General features: G+C 37.7%; 19 protein-coding genes. 17 read left to right on the top strand and 2 right to left on the bottom strand.

Features of this window, described 5'->3' with window-relative positions; translation table 11 throughout:
* Positions 1–36 precede the first annotated feature (36 nt).
* The 7 genes from rdgB to MOZ64_RS03220 all read left to right on the top strand — a co-directional run bounded on the left by rdgB (position 37) and on the right by MOZ64_RS03220 (position 6,707).
* On the top strand, positions 37–621 hold the full coding sequence (gene rdgB, locus MOZ64_RS03250) for an RdgB/HAM1 family non-canonical purine NTP pyrophosphatase (protein WP_320325179.1): 585 nt from the start codon (positions 37–39) through the stop codon (positions 619–621).
* The gene (locus MOZ64_RS03245; RefSeq protein WP_320325178.1) at positions 618–1,136 is read left to right on the top strand and encodes a tRNA (cytidine(34)-2'-O)-methyltransferase; all 519 of its coding nucleotides are present in this window, start codon (positions 618–620) and stop codon (positions 1,134–1,136) included. Before rdgB ends, MOZ64_RS03245 begins: the two co-directional genes overlap by 4 nt.
* 250 nt (positions 1,137–1,386) lie before the next feature.
* Positions 1,387–2,838, top strand: coding sequence for an NlpC/P60 family protein (locus tag MOZ64_RS03240; RefSeq protein WP_320325177.1), 1,452 nt, complete (start codon positions 1,387–1,389; stop codon positions 2,836–2,838).
* 51 nt (positions 2,839–2,889) lie between these two features.
* Positions 2,890–4,089 carry a M16 family metallopeptidase gene (locus MOZ64_RS03235; protein WP_320325176.1) on the top strand — a complete coding sequence of 400 codons (1,200 nt, stop codon included), beginning with the start codon at positions 2,890–2,892 and terminating at the stop codon, positions 4,087–4,089.
* A complete protein-coding gene (yfmH, locus tag MOZ64_RS03230; RefSeq protein ID WP_320325175.1) occupies positions 4,076–5,335 on the top strand; it encodes an EF-P 5-aminopentanol modification-associated protein YfmH in 1,260 nt (419 codons plus the stop codon). The genes MOZ64_RS03235 and yfmH overlap by 14 nt, the downstream gene beginning before the upstream one ends.
* A 167-nt stretch (positions 5,336–5,502) precedes the next feature.
* On the top strand, positions 5,503–5,838 hold the full coding sequence (locus MOZ64_RS03225) for a single-stranded DNA-binding protein (RefSeq protein WP_320325174.1): 336 nt from the start codon (positions 5,503–5,505) through the stop codon (positions 5,836–5,838).
* Between the two features lie 53 nt (positions 5,839–5,891).
* Positions 5,892–6,707 carry a histidinol-phosphatase gene (locus tag MOZ64_RS03220; RefSeq protein WP_320325173.1) on the top strand — a complete coding sequence of 272 codons (816 nt, stop codon included), beginning with the start codon at positions 5,892–5,894 and terminating at the stop codon, positions 6,705–6,707.
* A gap of 22 nt (positions 6,708–6,729) precedes the next feature.
* Here MOZ64_RS03220 and MOZ64_RS03215 read toward each other — a convergent pair whose 3' ends face one another.
* Together MOZ64_RS03215 and rpsD are read right to left on the bottom strand one after the other, a co-directional pair.
* A complete protein-coding gene (locus MOZ64_RS03215) occupies positions 6,730–7,089 on the bottom strand; it encodes an SseB family protein (RefSeq protein WP_320325172.1) in 360 nt (119 codons plus the stop codon).
* Positions 7,090–7,136: 47 nt separating this feature from the next.
* Positions 7,137–7,745, bottom strand: coding sequence for a 30S ribosomal protein S4 (gene rpsD, locus MOZ64_RS03210; RefSeq protein ID WP_320325171.1), 609 nt, complete (start codon positions 7,743–7,745; stop codon positions 7,137–7,139).
* Positions 7,746–8,013: 268 nt separating this feature from the next.
* On the opposite strand from rpsD, the gene MOZ64_RS03205 reads away from it, so the two are divergent.
* The 10 genes from MOZ64_RS03205 (at position 8,014) to ppk1 (ending at position 21,420) form a co-directional block, all read left to right on the top strand.
* Positions 8,014–9,774, top strand: coding sequence for a septation ring formation regulator EzrA (locus MOZ64_RS03205; RefSeq protein WP_320325170.1), 1,761 nt, complete (start codon positions 8,014–8,016; stop codon positions 9,772–9,774).
* Positions 9,775–9,777: 3 nt separating this feature from the next.
* Positions 9,778–10,908, top strand: a complete 1,131-nt coding sequence (locus tag MOZ64_RS03200) for a cysteine desulfurase family protein (protein ID WP_320325169.1) — start codon at positions 9,778–9,780, stop codon at positions 10,906–10,908.
* Positions 10,892–12,082 carry a tRNA uracil 4-sulfurtransferase ThiI gene (gene thiI, locus MOZ64_RS03195; RefSeq protein WP_320325168.1) on the top strand — a complete coding sequence of 397 codons (1,191 nt, stop codon included), beginning with the start codon at positions 10,892–10,894 and terminating at the stop codon, positions 12,080–12,082. The genes MOZ64_RS03200 and thiI overlap by 17 nt, the downstream gene beginning before the upstream one ends.
* Positions 12,083–12,116: 34 nt before the next feature.
* Positions 12,117–12,887 carry a putative RNA methyltransferase gene (locus tag MOZ64_RS03190; RefSeq protein WP_320325167.1) on the top strand — a complete coding sequence of 257 codons (771 nt, stop codon included), beginning with the start codon at positions 12,117–12,119 and terminating at the stop codon, positions 12,885–12,887.
* Positions 12,884–14,158 (top strand): 23S rRNA (uracil(1939)-C(5))-methyltransferase RlmD, encoded by a 1,275-nt coding sequence (gene rlmD, locus MOZ64_RS03185; protein ID WP_320325166.1) that lies wholly within the window; start codon positions 12,884–12,886, stop codon positions 14,156–14,158. The genes MOZ64_RS03190 and rlmD overlap by 4 nt, the downstream gene beginning before the upstream one ends.
* A complete protein-coding gene (locus MOZ64_RS03180) occupies positions 14,155–15,000 on the top strand; it encodes an HAD-IIB family hydrolase (protein WP_320325165.1) in 846 nt (281 codons plus the stop codon). Before rlmD ends, MOZ64_RS03180 begins: the two co-directional genes overlap by 4 nt.
* 65 nt (positions 15,001–15,065) lie before the next feature.
* Positions 15,066–17,411 carry a glycyl radical protein gene (locus tag MOZ64_RS03175; RefSeq protein ID WP_320325164.1) on the top strand — a complete coding sequence of 782 codons (2,346 nt, stop codon included), beginning with the start codon at positions 15,066–15,068 and terminating at the stop codon, positions 17,409–17,411.
* On the top strand, positions 17,374–18,309 hold the full coding sequence (locus MOZ64_RS03170) for a glycyl-radical enzyme activating protein (protein WP_320325163.1): 936 nt from the start codon (positions 17,374–17,376) through the stop codon (positions 18,307–18,309). The genes MOZ64_RS03175 and MOZ64_RS03170 overlap by 38 nt, the downstream gene beginning before the upstream one ends.
* 107 nt (positions 18,310–18,416) lie before the next feature.
* Entirely contained in the window at positions 18,417–19,313 is an 897-nt protein-coding gene (locus tag MOZ64_RS03165) for a Ppx/GppA phosphatase family protein (protein WP_320325162.1), read from the top strand.
* Positions 19,306–21,420, top strand: a complete 2,115-nt coding sequence (gene ppk1 / locus MOZ64_RS03160) for a polyphosphate kinase 1 (protein ID WP_320325161.1) — start codon at positions 19,306–19,308, stop codon at positions 21,418–21,420. Before MOZ64_RS03165 ends, ppk1 begins: the two co-directional genes overlap by 8 nt.
* Positions 21,421–21,637: the final 217 nt, after the last annotated feature.

Raw genomic sequence — 21,637 nt, 5'->3', positions numbered from 1 at the left:
TTCTTCTTTTTTTTATAATGATTTTTGGTGATATATATGAAAACAATTTGGATAGCAACTTCCAATCCACATAAAGTGGAAGAATTTCAAACGATGTTGGGATCCCAAGTTCAGGTAAAAAGCATGAAAGATCTGGATCAAGAGGTCCACATTGTTGAGAATGGAAAGACATTTGAAGAAAATGCCTTGATCAAAGCACGGGCTCTGTATCAGGTGATCCATCAACCGGTGCTTAGTGATGATTCCGGTTTAGAAGTCGATGCCTTGAATAAACAACCGGGTGTACATTCTGCCCGTTGGATGGGCAAAGACACGTCTTATACGATCAAAAACCAGGCCATCATTGATGCGCTCAAGGGAAAAAAAGATCGTTCTGCTCGATTTATCTGTGTGATTGCCTTTATTGATGAACAAGGGAAAGAATATACGTATCGAGGTACGATCGAAGGCCAAATCAATGATGAAATCGTTGGTAAGAATGGATTTGGTTATGATCCCATCTTTTATTACCCACCATTTCATACAACCACGGCCAATGTGAGTGAGGAATTAAAGAATAGTGTTTCTCATCGTGGCAATGCTTTAAAAGCCTTTATGGCAGATTGGAAGGATCGATTATGATTCATGTCGTTTTATACGAGCCGGAAATACCAGGCAATACCGGAAATATCATTCGTACTTGTATGGCAACCAATAGTGTTCTACATTTGATAGAACCTTTGGGATTTTCTTTAGATGAAAAACATCTTCGTCGTGCCGGGATGGATTATGCGAAAGATTGTGATATTCGTATTCATAAAAATTGGGATGCGTTTGTGCAAGCAAATCCAGCCAAACATTATTATTATATGACGCGTTATGGTAAAAAAGCACCGAGTCAATTTGACTTTAAAAAAGAGACAGGTGATATCTATTTGATCTTAGGGAAAGAGAGCACGGGCATTGATCGTCGTATCTTAAAACATCATCAAGATACATGTATGCGTTTGCCGATGGTTGCACAAGCTCGTTCTTTAAATTTATCCAACTGTGCGGCAATCATCGTTTATGAAGTATTACGACAATTGGATTATCCTGGATTATCGACAACGGAGGTCCTTAAAGGAGAGGATTTTTTGGACACGATTCCGGAATAATAGGTAGACAAAAGTTAATAAATGCCTAAATGTACTTCATTTGTGAACGTTTGTCTATTTTGAGATTTTACTTTAAATTTGGATTAAAATCACACATTTTTACATAATTTTTTGAAAACCCCTTTAAATAAAGGGGATTTTTTAAAAAATGATTCCCAAAATTGTGTGAAACCTTTCCAGAATGATTCGGTGAAATTTGCGACAACCGGAAACTTATGATAACCTTGGAGATGTTTAAGAGGTGATTTAGATGAAATTTATCGAAAAACATAACAAACTACTTGCTGTAGCGTTATGTGCTGCCAGCATGGGTTCAGTTGCTCAAACCATCAAAGCATTTGAACTAAAACCAGGATGGCATGGCGAAGGTAAAAATCGTTACTATATTCAAGCTTCTGATCGTAAAGAGGCCACTGGATTGACCCAAGTTAACAACGACCTTTACTATTTCGATGAAAAAGGCGATATGCAATTTGGATGGCAAACCGTTGCTAACAAAACATATTACTTTAAGTCGAATGGTACAGCCGCTACAGGAAAGACCGTAGTCTCTGGCGAAACGTACAATTTTGAAAAGACAGGTACTTTACGTCAAGGTTGGTCTAAAGACAAAAAATCATATTATGATGACAAAGGTTTCAAGAAAACCAATACTTTAGTGAATGATGGAGATTCAACATATTACTTAGATGCCGATGGTGAAGTAAAAACAGGTTGGGTTGAAATCGATGGACAAAAATACTATTTTGATGAAAATGGTAAACGTGTTACAAACACAGAAATGGATATTGATGGAACAACGTATGCTTTCAATGAAGATGGTACATTGAAAACAGGTTGGTCAAATGATGGTAATGCCTATTTCCAAGATGGAACAAAGGTTACAGGTTACCAACAAATTGATGGTAATGCTTATTTCTTTGGTGATGATGGAAATAAAGTTGTCAATGGTGAAAAAGTTGCCGATGAGTATTACACAGATGAAAATGGTGTAATCGTAGATACGCAAACAGCAATTGATGAGCGTGCTGCTGCCGAAGCTGCACAAAAGGCTGCCGAAGAAGCTGCTGCTCAAAAAGCTGCAGAAGAAGCCGCTGCACAGCAAGCTGCACAAGAACAAGCTGCTGCACAAGAGGCCGCTGCGCAACAACAAGCTGCGCAAGAAGCTGCTGCTCAACAACAGGCTGCTGCTCAACAACAAGCTGCGAACACAAACAATACGGTATCCAATGCCAATACTTCAACTGTTTCCAATACAACAACGGTCGTAGACAATACCACTACGAATACGGCAACCAATACAGGTAGTACAAATACAAATACGGGTACAAGTAACAATACCGCTGCAAATACGGGTTCAACAAATACATCAACAAGTACAGGCACAACAACTTCTTCAAAATCAGCAGCTATTGCTGCCGCCGCTTTATCACAAATCGGTGTTGGTCAAGATTGTACGATGTTAGTTACAAACTCTTTAGCAGCAGCAGGTATTAGTTTCCATGGATGGCCTGAAGATTATTTATCATTAGGTACTGTCACAAGTAATCCAGTGCCAGGTGATATCATTGTTTACCAAGGTCACGTTGCTGTTTATGTTGGTAATGGACAAGCTGTACATGGTGGTTGGAATGGATCGACAACGGTTCTTACTTCCGTAAATTGTTCGCAACCATTTATCGCTTACGTTCATATTAACTAGTCTATATAAAGAGGACTTCGGTCCTCTTTTTTTTATCAGAGGAAAACGAAAATGAAATTTATTAAGACCGAAAAATTTAATCATGTGAGTGTATCCATTCGTTCGATTTTTGCCTTGGATATTCATACGATCACGACCATGAATCTTTTATGCATCATGATGAAAAAACAAACGGAAAAATATCCAGATCCTTCTTTATTTGCCCGTGCTTTAGCAGATACCTATGGTATTCGTATTGGGGTTGGACTTTCTGCTTATGGGAAACAATTGGTCATGGATATACGAATGAATGCGATTGAATCACAATGGATACCCGATCAAAGCTATGAAAAACAAGCACTTGATTTATTCAATCAAATCATTTGCCATCCACACTTTACGTCGGCTTCGCTTTCTCAAGCAAAAATGCAATTAAAAAATCGTTTGCATACGCAAATGGATGATCCCAACACGATTGCTTTGCTGAATGCTTTTACGAGCTTAGCCCCTCATTCCATTTCCATACCGGTACAAGGAAACATCGATGCAATTGATGGCATTACGCTTTTGGATATTCAGCAAGCCTATGAAGCCTATCTAAAAGCAGAAAAGCATGTATATATCGTTGGTCAACCAAGTCAAGCACTCTATAACTATTTAGATTCATTGGATTCGCATCAAACGCTCCAATCGCATTTTGAATTGTTGGACAATTCTTCCTTACAAATACAAAGCCAAACTCGTGATATTTCGCAAACAAGTCTAACACATGTGTATGCGAATCATATCGGCGTGGATGATCCATTGTATTATCCTTTGTTGGTCATGAACTCCCTTTTGGGTCAATCACCCAATAGTTTATTGTTTACCAACGTTCGTGAAAAACATAGTTATTGTTATTCCATCTATAGTTCAATTGTTCGTTTTGATGGCGCATTGATCATTTCCACGAGTTTTCGAAATCAATATTTTGATCAAGTAATATCTTTGATCCAAGAACAAATTAAGAAACTGCAAACCGGTCAATTTGATGTGTCATTGCTTTCGAGTGCAAAAAAAGATCTGATCGATGGTTTGATCAGTGGTCAAGATAGTTCGTTTAGTTTAATTGAACAAGCCTATCTGGATGATTTGATGCATCGAAATACGCAATTAAAAGATCGTATCTCAGCCATTGATCATGTCACCAAAGAAGAAGTGATCCAGGCAAGTTCCTATCTACATTTGGTTGCGCGATCCATCGTAAAGGAGGAAGAGCATGAAGAAGTTTAATATGATTGTCAAAGAGGAAACATTAGACAATGGATTGCATGTTATTTTGGTCAAAAAGCCGGGATATTATCGTTCCTTGTTTATGCTTGCTGTGGATGCAGGTGGATTTGATATTGAACAAAGTTATCATGATTTGCATCTCCATCATCGTTCGGGATGTGCCCATTTTCTTGAACATCAAATGTTTCGATTACATGGCCAGGATATTACGGATCAATTTGCTCAAATGCAAGCCAGTACCAATGCGTTTACGACGTATAATAAAACGGCGTATTATTTTCAAACAACGGCAGATATCGAAGCACCATTGCATCTACTTTTTGATTTTGTGGAAGAACTGGATATTGATACACAATCTGTCAACAAAGAAAAAGGAATCATTCTTAGCGAATATGATATGTATCAGCAACAACCAGAACAGCGATTATTTAAAGAAACCTGGAAAAGTCTATATGTCGAGCATCCCCTTCGATATGATGTATTAGGAACGCCAGAAGATATTGCCCATATGCGTGTCGAAGATTTAAAGACCTTCTATCATTATAATTATGATCCTTCCAAATTAACATTGGTTGGTATTACAGGCCAGGATATTGACAAGATCATGGATATCATTAAAGAAAATCAAATCCGTCATCCCTCTTCTTTAAATGGCAAAGTCAAGCGCGTGATCCATGATGAACCAACGACTTGTGCTCGTTCTGATTTCTCATGTACGATGGATATTTCCACACCTTTTGTATGCATTGGCTATAAACAAAAGCCAGAAACCGATATTCATTTGGCTATTCAAAAGGATCAATGTATTCAAATGGCGTTAGATGCAGCGATGACCTCTTTGAATCCTTGTTATCAATCTTGGTTGGATGAAGAAATCATGACCAACATCAATGGGGCAGAATGTGATATCCATATTGATCACAGTGCTGTACTTTTTTATGCACAGACTCATTATCCCCAAGCTTATATAAAACTGGTAGAAAAAATGAGCAAACAGTTGGTTCAAGGCATCGATCCAACAATCTTTCAAGCCATAAAAGCGCGAGCTCTTGCACAAATGATTCGCGGATTTGATTCTTTTGAAGATCTTGCAGTGGATTTGCTGGAAGCTCATATTTCTGGCTATGATCATTGGCAACAATATGAAATGATCTCCAAATTAAGCGTGGAACAAATCAATACCTATCTCAAGACTTTGGATCTTGATCATCCAACGGTTACGACGATTCAACCAAAAAATATGTAAATCAATAAATATACAGTATTTTATGATATGTAAAATACTGTATATTTTTTATTTTACGTAATTTAACTTCGTTTGCTTAAATATCAATATCTATTTACTATAAGAGCGAAGGCAGGTGATAAGAAATGGTACATTACCATTACCGGATACGCTAGGAGGTAAATAGAATGAATCTTTTTTGTATTGTTGGATGTATTGAAGAATTACCTTCATTGAAAGAGACAACCACGGGTGTCAAGACATGTAGTGTTTTGATGAAAGTGGATCGTCCATTCGCCAATTCCGAGGGCATATACGAACAAGATTTGATCCAAGTGGAAGTTTGGAGGGGATTGGCAGAAACCTTATGTGCGCATTCACACATTGGGGACTGTCTGGCCATTAAAGGTCGAATGGCTTCGCGTCGTTATGATAAAGAAGAGAAAACATACTATAATTATGTTTTTGTAGCGGAAAAAATCGACTTTTTATCCAAAAAGTTAGAACCAAACGAAAGTAGGTAGGTAGTTGAACTACCTGCTTTTTTTACGATATACTCCTATTGGAGGATAGAGACATGAGACAGAATTTACATACACATAGTACATATTGTGATGGCAAAGACCAACCGGAACAAATGATCCAAACAGCGATTGAAAAAGGGTTTGATATATTAGGATTTTCCGGTCATGGATATTGTATCTATGATGATGCATCGATGTCGCAACAAGGCCAGGTTGCATATATTCATGAAATTCGTGCACTTCAAAAAAAATATGCCGATCAAATCCAAATATATCTAGGCATCGAACAAGATATATTGGGAAGAGTAGCCAATCCGGCTGATTTTGATTACATCATTGGCAGTGCACATTTTGTTGAACAGGAAGGCCAGTTTAAAAGTGTTGATGAAAGTGAACAGACAATGTGTAAAATACTGCATGAATGGTTTCATGATGATTTTTTGTCCTATGCACAAGCCTACTATAAGAATGTTGCTGTTATGAAAGACTGGAAAGAAGTGGATATCATTGGACATTTGGATCTATTGACAAAATACAATGAAGGAAATAAGTATTTTGATTTTGAAGATCCTCGATATGTCGCTCTAGCTTGCGATACGATCGATGCTCTTTCGCATAAAATTTTTGAAGTAAATACAGGTGCCATCGCTCGAGGATATCGAACAGCACCTTATCCATATAAGAATTTATTGGCTTATATGCACGAAAAAAAGATTCGTATTTGTTTGAATAGTGATTGTCATGACCGGATAAACTTGGATTGTCATTTCAAAGAATCTTTGGATCTGATACGAAAGGTGGGATATGATTCCATGGTCGTATTGACTTCCGAAGGTTTTAAGGATCGACCATTGGACCAGTTCCAATAAAAAAAGAACGAATGACTTCGTTCTAATGGCGACCAAATTGTTCATTCAGTCCTTCGACAATATCTTTTGGCAATCGTACATTTTCTGTAAATGGGTTCACCACGATGGCGTGAACCTTTTTATTTTCGGCTACATAATGCAGACATTCCACAAAAGGAAGTTGTTGCCATTTGACTTGCACATATTCATCCAAAGCTTCTTCTTGGCTTGAAAAAACGGGATAGAATTTATGACCGTCCATATCGGCTAAGATATCGGGTTGGTTATCTTCGAATACAGGAATCCAAACCGAACTGGAAATCAATGTTTCTAACATCGAAACGAGATTGTTTTCTGATGAATCTTGGCCATAGGCTTGTAAACTGTTTTTAATTGCATCCATATACATTTTCATCTTTCTAAAATAAAAAGAGGCAAGGCCTCTTTTTACTAACGATTGTAGAACTCAACGACTAACAATTCATTAATTGGTTGTGATGTGAATAATTCACTACGTTCTGGATAACGTACATACGTACCTTTTTTCTTATCGGTATCTACATTGACAAAATCAACAGTAGATGTTGCAGCTTCTAAAGCTTCGTTGATTGCAGATAAGTTTTTCGAACGTTCACGAACTTCGATTTCTTGTCCAGGTTTTACTTGGAAACTAGGAATATCGACTTTCTTTCCATCAACCAAGATATGTCCATGGTTGACAAGTTGACGTGCTGCACGACGTGTACGAGCAAATCCCATACGATAAACGATGTTATCCAAACGGCTTTCCAACATGATCAATAAATTTTCACCAGATGCACCTGGTTTTTTACTTGCCTTTGCGTACGTATTAGCGAATTGCTTTTCACTTAATTGATACGTATGACGAATACGTTGTTTTTCCTGTAACTGAATACCATAGTTTGTTAATTTGCCACGACGTCCTTGGCCGTGTTGACCTGGAATATAATTACGACGAGTTAGTTCTTCACCTGTTTCCAAGATCGAGAAACCCAAACGACGAGACTTTTTCCAAGTACTTCCTGTGTTTCTAGACATAAGTTTCCTCCTATTGTTTTTTCACAAAACAATAACAGTACAAATCACTACTAGGCGTGTTATAAAAGATGCTTTCTACTATTCAGCTGTTAGTTACTCGCATCGCTTGCGCTTATAACGCGTATCTTGTAGCTTTGTATGCTGCTATCAATTTATGCTCAAATATCATATCAAAGTGCTTGTTCAAAATCAAGAAAATTTAGATTATTCATGGAAACACATAGTAAGTTTTGCTATAATGACAGTAGTTTTTTAAGGAGGAATTTGGATGCAATCTGTAACCGACTTTTTATCATTTATTCAATCACGTATCACGTTGGCTACGTTGATATATATATGTATCATCGTTTTGGTGATCATCTTATTAGTTATTTTTTCCAATCATGTGCGTCGTCGCAAAGCAAGTGCAAGATTTGAAGAATTAGAAAAAGATGTAAATGCTGTTAGAAATAATTCATTGGATTATAAATTCAACAAAGCAAAAGCATTCGCAAAAGTGAATGCCGATATCATGGAACGTGTCAATGAATTAACTCCGAAATATAATGTATGCATGGAAGGCATGGATGAATGTGATACCCTTTGTGAGAAAGCACATGATGCTTTAGAAGGACATCATACAAAAAGAGCCATGCGTCGCATGGATGAATTGGAAACATCTTTAAAAGATGCGCGTGAACGCATTCGTATCGTGACGAAAGCTTTGGATAATATTTTACAAAAAGAAACAGAAGTTCGTGATTTTGCGAATGCATTGAAGGAACGTTATCAAAATGTGCGTCAAGTCTATACGACAAATCGTAATTCTTTTTACAAGGCAACGACCTATTTTGATTCTCGGTTCCAAGAAATTGAAAATGATTTCTCGAATTTTGAAGAATGGATGTACGCATGCGAATTCAACAAAGCCAAAGATGAAGGAAACAAGATTGCCACTTCGATTGATACACTTTCGAGTGAAATTGCCTTATGCCCGGATCTGTATGAACGAACCAAATCTATCATTCCAGCTGCCATGATGGAAATCAATCAGAATGCACAAGACTTATCTCAATCCGATGTGAATTTGAGATATTTGGAAATCAATAAGAATTTGAATGAAGCAGCCAGTCAATTAAAAGAAGCAGAACATCGAATTGATGTAGGAAATCTGAAAGAAGCACAAATGTTGATCAGTCAGATTGGTGATGGTGTCTTGAAACTACAAGATGCGATCTCTCAAGAAAAAGCGGCCTATGATGAGATTCATGGTGGCTTGGAACAAAATTTGATCACGGTATCTGAAATTCAAGTTGAATTGAATGATATCAAAAAGATGTATGGTAATATTCGTGATCGTTTTGGATTGGAAGATTGGACCCATCGTTTTGCTTTGGCCGATGAACAAATGGGCAATGTGCAAGAAGCAGCTACTTTACTTCAAAAAGAAATCAAAGCGGATCAAACTCCATTGGTAGAAGTAGTGCGCTATTATCGTGAATTTGTTTCGGATATCAATGAATTTAAAACACAAATTGACGAAATGAAATCAAAATTGATCAGTGCAAGTAGCGATGAATCACGAGCACAAAAACAATTGGTCAAATTGCAATTGATCTTGAATGAAGTGCGTTTGAATGCCGCTACACGTCATTTGCCAAGTATTTCTTCGCAATTCGAAAAAGACATTCAACAAGCCGAAGATTTGATCAGTCGTGTGCAAATTGTATTATCTCATTCGCCACTGGATGTTCCAACTTTGAATGCCGATCTACAAGATGCGATTGACTTTGTTTATAAGCTTTACAACAATGCTAACAATTTGATTGGTGTGGCGGTGATGGTTGAAAATGCGATCGTTTTTGGAAATCGATTCCGCTCTGCCCATCCTTCTATGAATACCGATTTGACGCGTGCTGAATTGTGTTTCCAAAATGGTGAATATACCCGCGCTTTGAAGATTGCAATCCAAGCCATTGAAAATCTACATCCTGGAACCTATGAAAAATTGATTGCGAAAAAAGATCCCGCTGTCATGAATCAGGTGTAGCCTATGATTTATTTTGATAATTCTTCAACGACCTCCCTTGCACCGGAGGTCCTTGCCGTTTATAAGCAACTCCTAGCTACTACCTATGGAAATCCGGATAGTCTTCATCAAGTAGGACGAAAAGCCAATGGGTTGATGGAAACGGCACGCCAAAAAATTGCCCATATGTTAGGGGTAACAGGCAGTGAAATTCTATTCACGGCCAGTGCAAGTGAAGCCAATACAATGGCAATCATCGGGTATGCTTTAGCGAATACGACACGAGGCAAACATATCCTTATTAGTAATGTAGAACATCCATCGGTGGATCATGCAGCGGATGTATTAGCTACATTGGGGTTTGATGTGGAAAAGATGCCTATTAATGAAAAAGGAATCATTACGCCGGAATGTGTTCGATCCTATATGCGTAAAGATACGATCTTGGTATCCACTATGCATGTCAACAATGAAATGGGAGCTATCAATCCTATTCGTGCGATTGAAAAAGTCGTGCATCAAAATCCAACATGTGCTTATCATGTGGATTGTGTTCAAAGTTTTTCAAAAATTGATGTTCCTTTTGAAATATTGGATATGGCTACGATTTCAGCTCATAAGATCCATGGTTTAAAAGGTTCTGGCTTATTGATGAAAAAAGAAAAAGTTCAAATCAAACCAATCATTCAAGGTGGTCAACAAGAACATGGTTTGCGCGGTGGAACGCAAAATGCACCTACTAATATTGTGCTCGCAAAGACAATTCGTTTGGCTTTATCAGCACAAAAAGAAAGTTATGATAAGATTCAAAAGATCAATACATATTTAAGAGAAGAACTGGAAAAGATACCAGGCGCACATATTCATTCGCCTGAAGATGCGTTGCCTTATATCTTAAATATTGGTTTTGATCAATTGACCAGTGAAGTATTATTGAATGCATTGGATGCCCATGACATTTGTGTCTCGGCCAAGAGCACCTGTTCTAGTCATGGTGCCAATGAATCACATACTTTATTGGCGATGGGAAAATCCAAAAAGGAAGCAACGCATATGATTCGTTTATCTTTTTCGGGTTTAAATACAATGGATGAAGCAAAACAATTTATTGAAATTTGTAAGGAGATCATTAGAGACTATGGACTATCGTTATGATCATATTTTGATTCGATATGGTGAATTGTCACTAAAAGGAAAGAATCGAAATTCATTTATCAAACAGTTATATCACAACGTAAAAAAGGCCCTTGCCAATTTTTCGACATTGGAATATGAAAAACAACATGATCGTATGTATATCTATTTACATGATGAAGATCCGGAAAAAGTGAGTGATGTACTTGCAACGGTATTTGGTATTTCTTCTTTTTCATTGGCCATCCAAGTGCCATCCGATATGGATGCGATCATTCAAGCAGCCAAAAATAGTGTTGATCTCTCTACGCCAAAGACATTTAAAGTAGCTGCACGACGTTCGGATAAAAACTTTCCTTACATTTCTGATACGATCAATCGTAAAGTAGCTGGTGAAATTTTACGAAATAGTGAGTGGAAAGTGGATGTCCACCATCCCGATGTGAAAATTGTGATTGAAGTCCATCAAGACTCTACCTATATCATGACGGATCGACGTGCCGGAGCAGGTGGATATCCTGTAGGCGTAGGCGGGAAAGCCATGGTGCTTTTAAGTGGTGGCATCGACTCACCGGTTGCCAGTTATTTGATGATGAAACGGGGTGTACATATTGAAGCCATTCATTTTGCAGCTCCCCCATATACTTCCCAAAATGCCCAAGATAAGGTTCTTTCTTTAGCACAAATGTTGAGTGGATACCAAGGTGAAATTTTGGTTCATGTGATTCCTTTTACCCAACTCCAACTTGCAATCTATCAACATGCCGATGAAAGTTATGCTATTACCTTGATGCGACGTATGATGATGCGGATTGCGGATGGTATGGCTAAAAAAAGACATGCCCAGGCGATTGGAACGGGAGAATCCGTCGGACAAGTGGCTTCACAAACTTTAGAAAGTATGCAAACGATCAATGCCGTTACGAACATGCCAGTGATTCGGCCGGTTGTTTGTATGGATAAAGTAGAAATTATTGATTTAGCACGAAAGATTGGTACCTATGAAACGTCGATTCTTCCTTATGAAGATTGTTGTACCATTTTTGATCCCAAAGCCCCTGCCACAAAACCACGAATCGATCGTTGTGAGAAATATGAGGCACGTTGGGATTGGACATCGATGGTTCAAGACTGTATCGATCAATGTGAGGATATTGTGGTTCGGCCACAGGCAGCACAGGAAGATTTATTTTAGGTGGATGTTCCACCTTTTTTTAAAAGGAGAATCTATGTTAGTTTGTCCAATTTGTTATATGCCCTTAGAAAGAAAAGAACACACATGGGAATGTAGCCATCATCATAGTTTTGATATTGCCAAACAAGGATATGTGAATCTTTCTTTGAAACAAAAAAAACATCAAGGTGATAATAAAGAAATGGTCAAGGCACGTACCGCGTTTTTGGAACAGGGTCACTATGCGTTCTTAAAGGATCAACTCGTAAAGATCATTCAGTCCTATCATCTTGAAACCATCGTAGATACAGGTTGTGGACAAGGATATTATACTTCAGCTTTTTCATCGGTGAGTCAAGTATGGGGAATTGATTTGAGCAAAGATGCCATTCAATATGCAGCTAAAAAAGATAAATTGGGTCACTATATTGTGGCAAGTATCTTTTCTATGCCTTTTGAATCCAATTGTTGCGATGGTGTTCTTTCCATTTTTGTTCCTTATGCCAGTGCAGAAATACAACGAATTTTAAAGCCTCAAGGAATCTGGATCACGGTCGGACCTGGACCTCATCATTGTTGGGAATTGAAGAAAATGCTCTATGAACACGTGAATGAAAATCCAATGCCAGAATCAGAACGCCAAGGCTTTTTGCATGAAGAACAAAAAATCATCACATCAAAACAATGGGTGGATGATGTATGGCATCTATTAGAAATGACACCCTATCGATATAAAAGTCCCAAAGAAGGTTTGGAACGTGTGAAAGCTTGTGCAGGAAAAGAAATCACCTTTGAATTTGTGATTGATATTTGGAGAAGAGTATGAAAACAACGATAAAAAAATGGGGAATTAATGGGGAAGGTATTGCTTATTATCATCGAAAACCAGTCTTCATTCCGTATGCATTGCCCCAAGAAGAAATTGAATATCATATTGTGAAAGAAACAAGAAAATATTGTATGGGTGAAATGGATCGGTTGATCGTTCCATCTTCGCGTCGTCGTTATCCTTTATGTGCGAAATGGCAAACTTGTGGTGGCTGTGCCTTGATGCATGCCCAATATAAGGAACAATGTAAAATGAAAAGTCAGATGGTCAAAGAAGCATTGCGTAAATATGCGAACTATCAAGGTCCCATCTTACCCATCATAAAAAACCCTGATCCACTGGGCTATCGTAATATGTGTAAGTTACCGCTCCAAAAGGTCCATGGTCATTGGCAATCTGGTATGTATGCCGCCCATACGCATGATTTTGTTGCGATCGATCGATGTGTTGTTCATGAAAAAGAAATTGAGTTGGTCCGAAAAAAGGCTTTGGAAATCTTTGATCAATTTCATTTGGAAAATTTGTTGAGTTTGGTTCTCAAATCGTTTGATCAAAAGGTGCAAATGATCCTTGTGACCAAAAATGTAACATTACCTGAAACGTGTATTGCGGCATTATCAATGATCGATTCGGTCGTATCTATTTGGCAATCGATCAAGACGGATGATCGTATCGATATTTTTGGTGATACCATGATCCATCTATCTGGAAAAGAGAGAATGGAAATCACACTAGGCCCTATTCATTGTCAATTATTGCCACGATCCTTCTTCCAATTAAATACCAAACAAGCTTTACGTTTGTATCAGCTCGTACAAGAATGGACCCCCAACTGCCATACCCTCATGGAAGCCTTTTGTGGAATTGGTGCCATGAGTTTGTTTGTAGCAAATAAAGCAAAGACTATATATGGAATTGAATACAATCAAGATGCGATTGAAAATGCAAAGATCAATGCACAATGGAATCATTGTACCCATGTATCGTTTATTTGTGGGGATGCCAATGAAAAATTGATGACAACCAATGAGCCTATCGATTGTTTGATCGTTGATCCACCACGTAAAGGATTAGAAGACATGACATCAACGATCTTACAGAAATATATTCCCACCATCCTCTATGTTTCGTGTAATCCAAGTACGCTGGCAAAAGATCTGGCTATCTTGACCAAACAATATACCATTCAAAACGTGCAGCCATTGGATATGTTTTCACAAACACCATTGGTAGAAACCGTTGTTTATTTGGAAAGGAAAACGAAATGATTCAACTGTTTGTGAGTGATTTAGATGGAACCTTATTAAATGAAAATCATCAACTCGATCACAGGATCCTGCATAGTATTGATTTTGTCTTAGAAAATCAACGTGATTTTGCGATAGCGACAGGTAGAGACATGCATCCGCTCCATAAGAAAAGCTTAGATTTTGGTGATCGACATATCTATACCATATGTATGAATGGAGCCATGGTTTTTAATTGGAATCGACATATCATTTTTGAACGACCCATTGAATCTTCCTTTGTATTTGAATTCGCAAAAACATTTCCAGATCTTTCCTTTGATTATAATGGCAAATTAGTCAAATACACGTTGGCATCTTATTCCGCTATTTTTGCGCGTTATCATGAACGAAACTTTTTTGGTGGATCTATGAATGTAGAAACTATGGAAAATTGGTTATCGGATTATCGATATGATCAAACGCCAGAAGCTATTGCTTCTCAACCCATCTATAAGATCAATGGAGAAGTGGATGATCCCCAACGAAAAGCAGAGGTATATGATTTTCTTTCACGGCATGGCCATCAAATTGAAAATGCCCCCTTTCGACCTGATTTTTTTGAAATCACAGCCAAAGGAGTCAATAAAGGCATGGCCATCCATCAATTGACACAGTATTTAGGGCTGGTTGATGATGATGTGGCCGTGTATGGAGATGGTGGAAACGATATGGATATGATGAAAGCGTTCCGCTATTCGTATGCCCCATCGAATGCTTCTAAAAAGATCAAATCTTATGCATATAAAATTTTAGGGCCAAATTCTGCGTATAGTGTACCAATACACATGGAAGAAACAATAATAAAAAATAAAAATAAATAAATAACAATAATAAATTATTGAAAAATAGCCAATGTATTATATAATAAGCACGAAGAGGTAGAAATATGAGAGCAGAACAAATACAACGTATTCAAAATTTAAAAACGAAGATGTTATCGCAACCACGTTATGTAAGTATTGAACAAGCTTTGATCATAACCAAGACCTATCAAGAAAATGAACAAGATTCAAAACAAGTCAAACGAGCAAAGGCTTTATATAATGCATTGACCCAAATTGAAATTGGGATAGAACCCGATGAATTGATCGTGGGCAATCGAACGAAAGGCGTTCGTTATGGTGTTGTGTTTCCTGAAAGTGGTATTTCATGGGTGGATCGTGAATTTGAGACCATCCCCACACGTCCACAAGATAAATTTTTGGTTCGACAAGAAGATATCCGGACGTTCCGTGAACAAATTGTCCCGTATTGGAAAGGAAAAAGTTTAGAAGATATCGTCCATGATCGAGCAGGAGATGAAATTTCAGCCATTTCAACGGTAGTGAAAATCAATCAAACGGATCATGCACAAGGTCATATTTGCCCCAATGTGAAAGAATGGTTAGAAACAGGACCACAAGGATATATCGATCAAGCCAATCGTAAGCTTGAAAATTGCACACCCGAACAAAAAGAGTTTTATGAATGTGTCCGCTTAGTGATGCAAGGTGTACAAATCTTCATGAAACGATATGAGGATTTATTGAAAGAAACAGCGAAAACAAGCCCAGATCATGCACAGGATCTGATGCAAGTAGCTCGCATTTGTCATCATTTACAGACAAAACCAGCCAACACCTTCCATGAAGCATTGCAGTCGCTTTGGTTTTTAATGGTCATCTTGCATATGGAATCGAATGCTTCGAGTTTTTCGCCAGGACGTTTGGATCAGATCTTGTATCCATACTATCAGAAAGATATCGATGATCTGACTTTGACAAAAGAAGATGCATTGGAATTAATTGAATGCTTATGGTTAAAATTTAATGAAATTGTCTATTTGCGCAATAAAAATAGTGCAAAATATTTTGCGGGATTCCCGATCGGTTTTAATGTGGCTATCGGTGGACAAGATACACAGGGCAATGATCATTGCAATGAATTATCCCATTTATTTTTGGATGCTCAAGAAGATATTGGTTTGCCACAGCCGAATTTATCTGTTCGTTTGCATGAACATACCAACGATGCTTTATTAAGACATGCCGTTCGCTGTGTATCAAAGGGTAGTGGCATGCCACAGTTCTTTAATGACAAGGCCATCATACACTCGCTGGAACAGTTAGGTATTTCTCATAAAGATGCGATGAACTATGCCATTGTTGGTTGTGTAGAACTGACGACCCAAGGAAATAATTTAGGTTGGAGCGATGCAGCCATGTTTAATTTGAATAAAGTATTGGAATTGACATTAAATCATGGTGTCTGTTTATTAACAGGAAAACAGTTAGGCCCGGATTTTGGTTCGTTGTCAACGTATAAAACATTTGAAGACCTAGAAGCTGCCTATAAAAAGATGATCTTGTATTTTATGGATAAGATGTTGGTTTGTTGTGAAGCTGTTGAAAAAGCACATATCGATGTCTTACCAACCCCTTTCTTATCCGCAGTGATCGATGATTGTATGGAAAAGGGAATGGATGTGACAGCTGGTGGGGCCCACTATAATTTATCGGGTATCCAGATGATCCAAGTCGCCAACTTAGCAGATTCTTTGGCCGCTATCAAACAGATGGTTTATGATGAAAAACGCATTGCGCCACAAGATTTGGAACATGCATTACGAACTAATTTTGATGGAGATGAAATCATGCGTCAAACATTATTGCATCGGGTACCAAAGTATGGCAATGATGTAGAATGGGTGGATGAATTGGGCGCAAAATGGGCTCGCTTTTTCCGTAAAGAATTGGGCAAACATAGAAATTATCGTCATGGTCCTTATCATACAGGTATGTATACGGTCAGTGCCCATGTGCCTATGGGCAAGAATGTGGGGGCTAGTGCGGATGGTCGTTTAGCGCAAGATCCATTAGCAGATGGTGGATTATCACCTGTATATGGAAGAGATCTACAAGGACCAACCGCGGTCTTAAAATCCGTATCAAAAATGGATAATGCTTGTACGACCAATGGTGGTTTATTAAATATGAAATTTTTACCTGATTTCTTTAAGACCGAAACCGGTATCACCAAATTTTGTCACTTTTTGCGAACTTTTGTAGATCTAGAAATTCCACATATTCAATTTAATGTCGTGAGTCGACAAAATTTATTGGATGCGCAAAAGCATCCAGAACAATATCGTTCTTTGACGGTTCGAGTGGCTGGATATACGGCCTACTTTACCGAACTAGCTGGAGATCTGCAAAATGAAATCATTGCAAGAACAACCTATGACAACATCTAAAGGCTATATTTTTGATTTTAAACGATTTGCGACACATGATGGACAAGGCATTCGAACAACGGTTTTTTTAAAAGGTTGTCCGTTACATTGTGCTTGGTGTCAAAATCCTGAAGGATTATCACCAAAACCACAAATTCTATATATGTCCAATCATTGTATTCATTGTTTAAGTTGTGTGCATGCATCTAAACATCAAGGCGTAACCTACTTTGGAAATCGAATTTGTGTGGATCGGAACCAGCCCGAAGATTGGCAAGCCATTGTCGATGCCTGTCCGACCACGGCAATGCGGTTTGATGCCAAAGCCTATACCGTGGAACAAGCCATGAAAGAAGTTCGCAAAGATAAGGCTTTTTTCAAATATGGTGGTGGATTGACCATCAGTGGTGGAGAACCATTCTATCAATTCGATTTTCTGTTAGCTTTATTGCAGGCGGCCAAAAAAGAAGGTATTCACACAGCCATCGAAACCACTTTATTTACATCATTAGATCATATTCAACAAGCTTTACCTTATATCGATCAAGTTTATTGTGATTGTAAATGTTGGGATGATGAGCAGCATCAAAGCTATACGGGTGTTTCCAATCGAATGATTCTTGAAAACATTCGCTATGTGTTGACGCATCATGCCCATGTGATCGTACGAACACCACTGATTCCGCAAATGACAGCAACGGATGAAAATATTCAAAAAATCAGTGAATTTCTGGTATCGTGTGATCCTGAAGTCCATTATGAGATCTTAAATTATAATCCCATGGCACAGTCTAAGTATGCGTATTTGGATATGGAATATTGTTTTGAAGATAATCCAAAATTATATTCTTCGCGTCAAATGGAGCATTTTTATGACATTGCGCGAAAATCCGGTATCAAACATTTGGTCATCGAGTAGTATAATAGAATCAAGAGTAAGCGATCTCTTATAGGGGGTCGCTTTTTACGCAAACTTTACGACAGAGGAAAATGGGGAGGTTTATAATATATACTATGAGAACATATGTGATTATCGATATTGGGTCCAATACCGTGCGAATGAATCTTTACCAGGTGAAGAATGAAAATTTTTCTTTATTGGTATCGAAAAAGTCAGCAGTTGGTTTGGCTTCGTATGTAAAAAAGAAAGTAATGTTACAAGAAGGAATCGATGCATTGATTGAATGTTTGTTGGATTTTAGACGAACAGCACAACTATTGAATATCGATGTGATTGAAGCCTTTGCGACAGCTTCTCTAAGAAATATCAAAAATACAGAGGAAGTACTCGATCAAGTAGCTACGCATTGTCATATACAAATTGAGATCTTATCCGGCGCCCAAGAAGGTTTGATTTCGTTTGATGGTGCTTTATTAGGGATTCATTACGCAGATGGTATGTATATGGATACCGGTGGAGGAAGTAGTGAAATTGTATTATATGACCAAAAACGAATTGGTTTTGTATGTTCTCTTCCAGTTGGTTCGTTAAATCTTTTTAATGAATATGTCGATCATATCATTCCGACAAAGAATGAAATCACAGCCATCCAAGATCGGGTGAAACAGGAACTAAAAAGCGCCGAGCCTAGTAAGGGTATGTTTCGAGTCGAGAATTTAGTGGTGACAGGTGGTAGCATGCGTGCGATTCGTGAATTGATGGTTCATTTAAAAATGGTTGATGCGAATCGTTTTGTGATCAAACCTGAAGATTTATCACAACTGATCAAATTATTATCAAAAGATGAAAAAGAGACCATTCGCTTATTCTTGAAAGTAAAGGCGGACCGGGTGCATACCATGTTCCCGGGGTTATTGCTGATTCAAAGTGTGGCCCAGTACAGTCGTGCTAAAAATATTCAAGTCTCCACGAATGGTGTACGGGAGGGTTATATGATAGATAAGGTGTTGAAGCATGCGTGAGTATCCATTTACACAAGATCGTGAATTATCATGGTTGAAATTCAATGAACGTGTTTTAGAGGAGGCAGCTGATCCAGATGTTCCATTATTGGAACGATTGAAATTCTTAGCTATTTTTGGAAGTAACTTAGATGAGTTCTATATGGTTCGTTGTGGTAGTTTATACGATATGTCTTTAGTAGACAGTGAACATCACGATCGGCGAAGTGGTTGGACGCCAAAGGAACAATTGCATGCCATTTATCAAAGGACACATACGTTGTATAAGAAAAAAGATGCGATAGCGAAAGAGATCGAGCATACGATGCGAGATATCCATCTATTTCGTGTGCACAAAAAAAATCTCACAAAAAAACAATCCAAATATCTGGATGAGTATTTTGAAGAACATGTTTTACCAGTATTGTCTCCACAAATTATTGATCTACAACATCCATTTCCACATTTATTAAATAAGCAACAATATATTTTTGTGCGAATGAAAGAAAATGATCAAACGGTTTATGGAATCGTTCCTGTGCCTACAGTGATCGATCGAATCATTTATTTTGAAGATGGTTCAGGAAATTATGCTTTATTGGAACAATTGATCTACTACATGGTCAAATCTATTTTCCCAAAGAATGAAATCTTATATAAAACGATCATACGTGTTACGCGTAATGCCGATATCAATCTAAACATAAAAGAAATTGATGTAGATGAAGATTATCGTCATTATATGAAAAAGATCTTAAAGAAAAGAGATCGTTTATCGCCAATTCGTTTGGAACTATATAAAGATGCAGATGAAGAATCCATTGCATTCTTGTGTAAAAAACTACATTTGGAAAAAGCGCAAGCTTTTCTTTCTAAATCTACTTTAGAGATGGATTACTTATTTGCGTTGACCGAGCATGCCGAAAAGGTTCATTTGGGATATTTATCTTATCCGCCATTTAAAGCGCAGGAAAGCATTTATGTCGATCGTGATCGCAAGATCATCCCACAAGTATTAAATCACGATGTTTTATTATTGTATCCCTATCAAAACATTGATATTTTCCTTGATTTATTAAAAGAAGCCGCCAATGATCCGGATGTCATTTCTATAAAGATGACGATTTATCGTTTAGCGAAGAATAGCCGTATTATTCATTATTTGACGGAAGCTTTGGAAAATGGCAAAGAAGTGAGCGTTTTAATGGAATTGCGTGCGCGATTTGATGAAAAACGAAATATTGAAGCGGCTGAAATCCTCGAAAATGCTGGTGCTCGTGTTCAATATGGTTTTGATGAATATAAGGTGCATTCGAAAGTATGTATGATTTCTCGAAAGTCGAAGCATGGCATTCAGCATATTACTCAGATTGGTACGGGTAACTATAATGAAAAAACCAGTCATCAATATACTGACTATTCGTTTATTACGGCGCGTTCCGACATTGGTGAAGATGCCATGCATTTCTTTAACAATATGGCTTTAGGCAATACAAAAGGAACGTATAATCGATTGTTGGTTTCGCCAGTTAGTTTAAAGTCTCATGTTTTGGAAATGATGGATAAAGAAATCACAAAAGCAGAAAATAATGAACCAGCACAGATATTACTAAAGATGAATTCGATCACGGATGTTGATTTAATTAAAAAGATTAGTGAAGCTTCCCAAGTTGGGGTACCAGTCAAAATGGTTGTTCGTGGTATTTGTTGTATTGTTCCAGGTTTGCCACACTATACAGAAAAAGTCGAAGTCCATAGTATTGTTGGTCGTTATCTAGAACATGCACGAATTTATGCATTTGGTGTTGGTGATGAACAAAAAGTATATATTTCTAGTGCGGATTTCATGACGCGAAATACGGAAAAACGAGTCGAAGTGGCTTGTCCTATCGATGAACCAAAATTAAAACAGGATATCTTAGATTATTTTAAGGATCAATTCAAAGATGATGTAAAGGGTCGTGTTTTAATGAAAGATGGTACCTATGCGAAATTAGGTACGGAAACACTCTTTGATTCGCAAAATTATGCCATGAAAAAAGCAGAAGAATTGGCACTTAATAAAAAGGTAAAGTATGAGAAAAAATCCGGTCTTTTCAAATTCTTGGATCGAATTTTTGGTAGATGAACCTATCTACCTTTTTTTTTACAATTTTTTTAAAAAAATACTTGTCAAAAGGTAAGAAATATGATTAAATTAAAAAGCGCTTGAGAGAGCGACGATCTTTGAAAACTGAACAGGAAACCAAGAAACACGTCAATTTCGAGAAAGAAACAAACGATGTCAGGAACATCGAAGAGCTAAATCAAATGAAGAGTTTGATCCTGGCTCAGGATGAACGCTG

It is taken from the genome of Absicoccus intestinalis (genome assembly GCF_033971885.1).
GTDB lineage: Bacteria > Bacillota_I > Bacilli_A > Erysipelotrichales > Erysipelotrichaceae > Absicoccus > Absicoccus intestinalis.
Note: the sequence above shows the minus strand (reverse complement) of the source record. Positions and strands in the feature narration are given on the sequence as shown.

What these genes read in the sequence shown, in the direction of transcription:
- ppk1 (WP_320325161.1), top strand. Translation starts at nt 19,306, where the DNA reads ATGCGTGAGTATCCATTTACACAAGATCGTGAATTATCATGGTTGAAA.
- rlmD (WP_320325166.1), top strand. Translation starts at nt 12,884, where the DNA reads ATGAAAACAACGATAAAAAAATGGGGAATTAATGGGGAAGGTATTGCT.
- rdgB (WP_320325179.1), top strand. Translation starts at nt 37, where the DNA reads ATGAAAACAATTTGGATAGCAACTTCCAATCCACATAAAGTGGAAGAA.
- MOZ64_RS03180 (WP_320325165.1), top strand. Translation starts at nt 14,155, where the DNA reads ATGATTCAACTGTTTGTGAGTGATTTAGATGGAACCTTATTAAATGAA.
- MOZ64_RS03220 (WP_320325173.1), top strand. Translation starts at nt 5,892, where the DNA reads ATGAGACAGAATTTACATACACATAGTACATATTGTGATGGCAAAGAC.
- MOZ64_RS03240 (WP_320325177.1), top strand. Translation starts at nt 1,387, where the DNA reads ATGAAATTTATCGAAAAACATAACAAACTACTTGCTGTAGCGTTATGT.
- MOZ64_RS03190 (WP_320325167.1), top strand. Translation starts at nt 12,117, where the DNA reads ATGTTAGTTTGTCCAATTTGTTATATGCCCTTAGAAAGAAAAGAACAC.
- MOZ64_RS03175 (WP_320325164.1), top strand. Translation starts at nt 15,066, where the DNA reads ATGAGAGCAGAACAAATACAACGTATTCAAAATTTAAAAACGAAGATG.
- MOZ64_RS03200 (WP_320325169.1), top strand. Translation starts at nt 9,778, where the DNA reads ATGATTTATTTTGATAATTCTTCAACGACCTCCCTTGCACCGGAGGTC.
- MOZ64_RS03205 (WP_320325170.1), top strand. Translation starts at nt 8,014, where the DNA reads ATGCAATCTGTAACCGACTTTTTATCATTTATTCAATCACGTATCACG.
- thiI (WP_320325168.1), top strand. Translation starts at nt 10,892, where the DNA reads ATGGACTATCGTTATGATCATATTTTGATTCGATATGGTGAATTGTCA.
- yfmH (WP_320325175.1), top strand. Translation starts at nt 4,076, where the DNA reads ATGAAGAAGTTTAATATGATTGTCAAAGAGGAAACATTAGACAATGGA.
- MOZ64_RS03170 (WP_320325163.1), top strand. Translation starts at nt 17,374, where the DNA reads ATGAAATCATTGCAAGAACAACCTATGACAACATCTAAAGGCTATATT.
- rpsD (WP_320325171.1), bottom strand. Translation starts at nt 7,745, where the DNA reads ATGTCTAGAAACACAGGAAGTACTTGGAAAAAGTCTCGTCGTTTGGGT.
- MOZ64_RS03245 (WP_320325178.1), top strand. Translation starts at nt 618, where the DNA reads ATGATTCATGTCGTTTTATACGAGCCGGAAATACCAGGCAATACCGGA.
- MOZ64_RS03225 (WP_320325174.1), top strand. Translation starts at nt 5,503, where the DNA reads ATGAATCTTTTTTGTATTGTTGGATGTATTGAAGAATTACCTTCATTG.
- MOZ64_RS03235 (WP_320325176.1), top strand. Translation starts at nt 2,890, where the DNA reads ATGAAATTTATTAAGACCGAAAAATTTAATCATGTGAGTGTATCCATT.
- MOZ64_RS03215 (WP_320325172.1), bottom strand. Translation starts at nt 7,089, where the DNA reads ATGGATGCAATTAAAAACAGTTTACAAGCCTATGGCCAAGATTCATCA.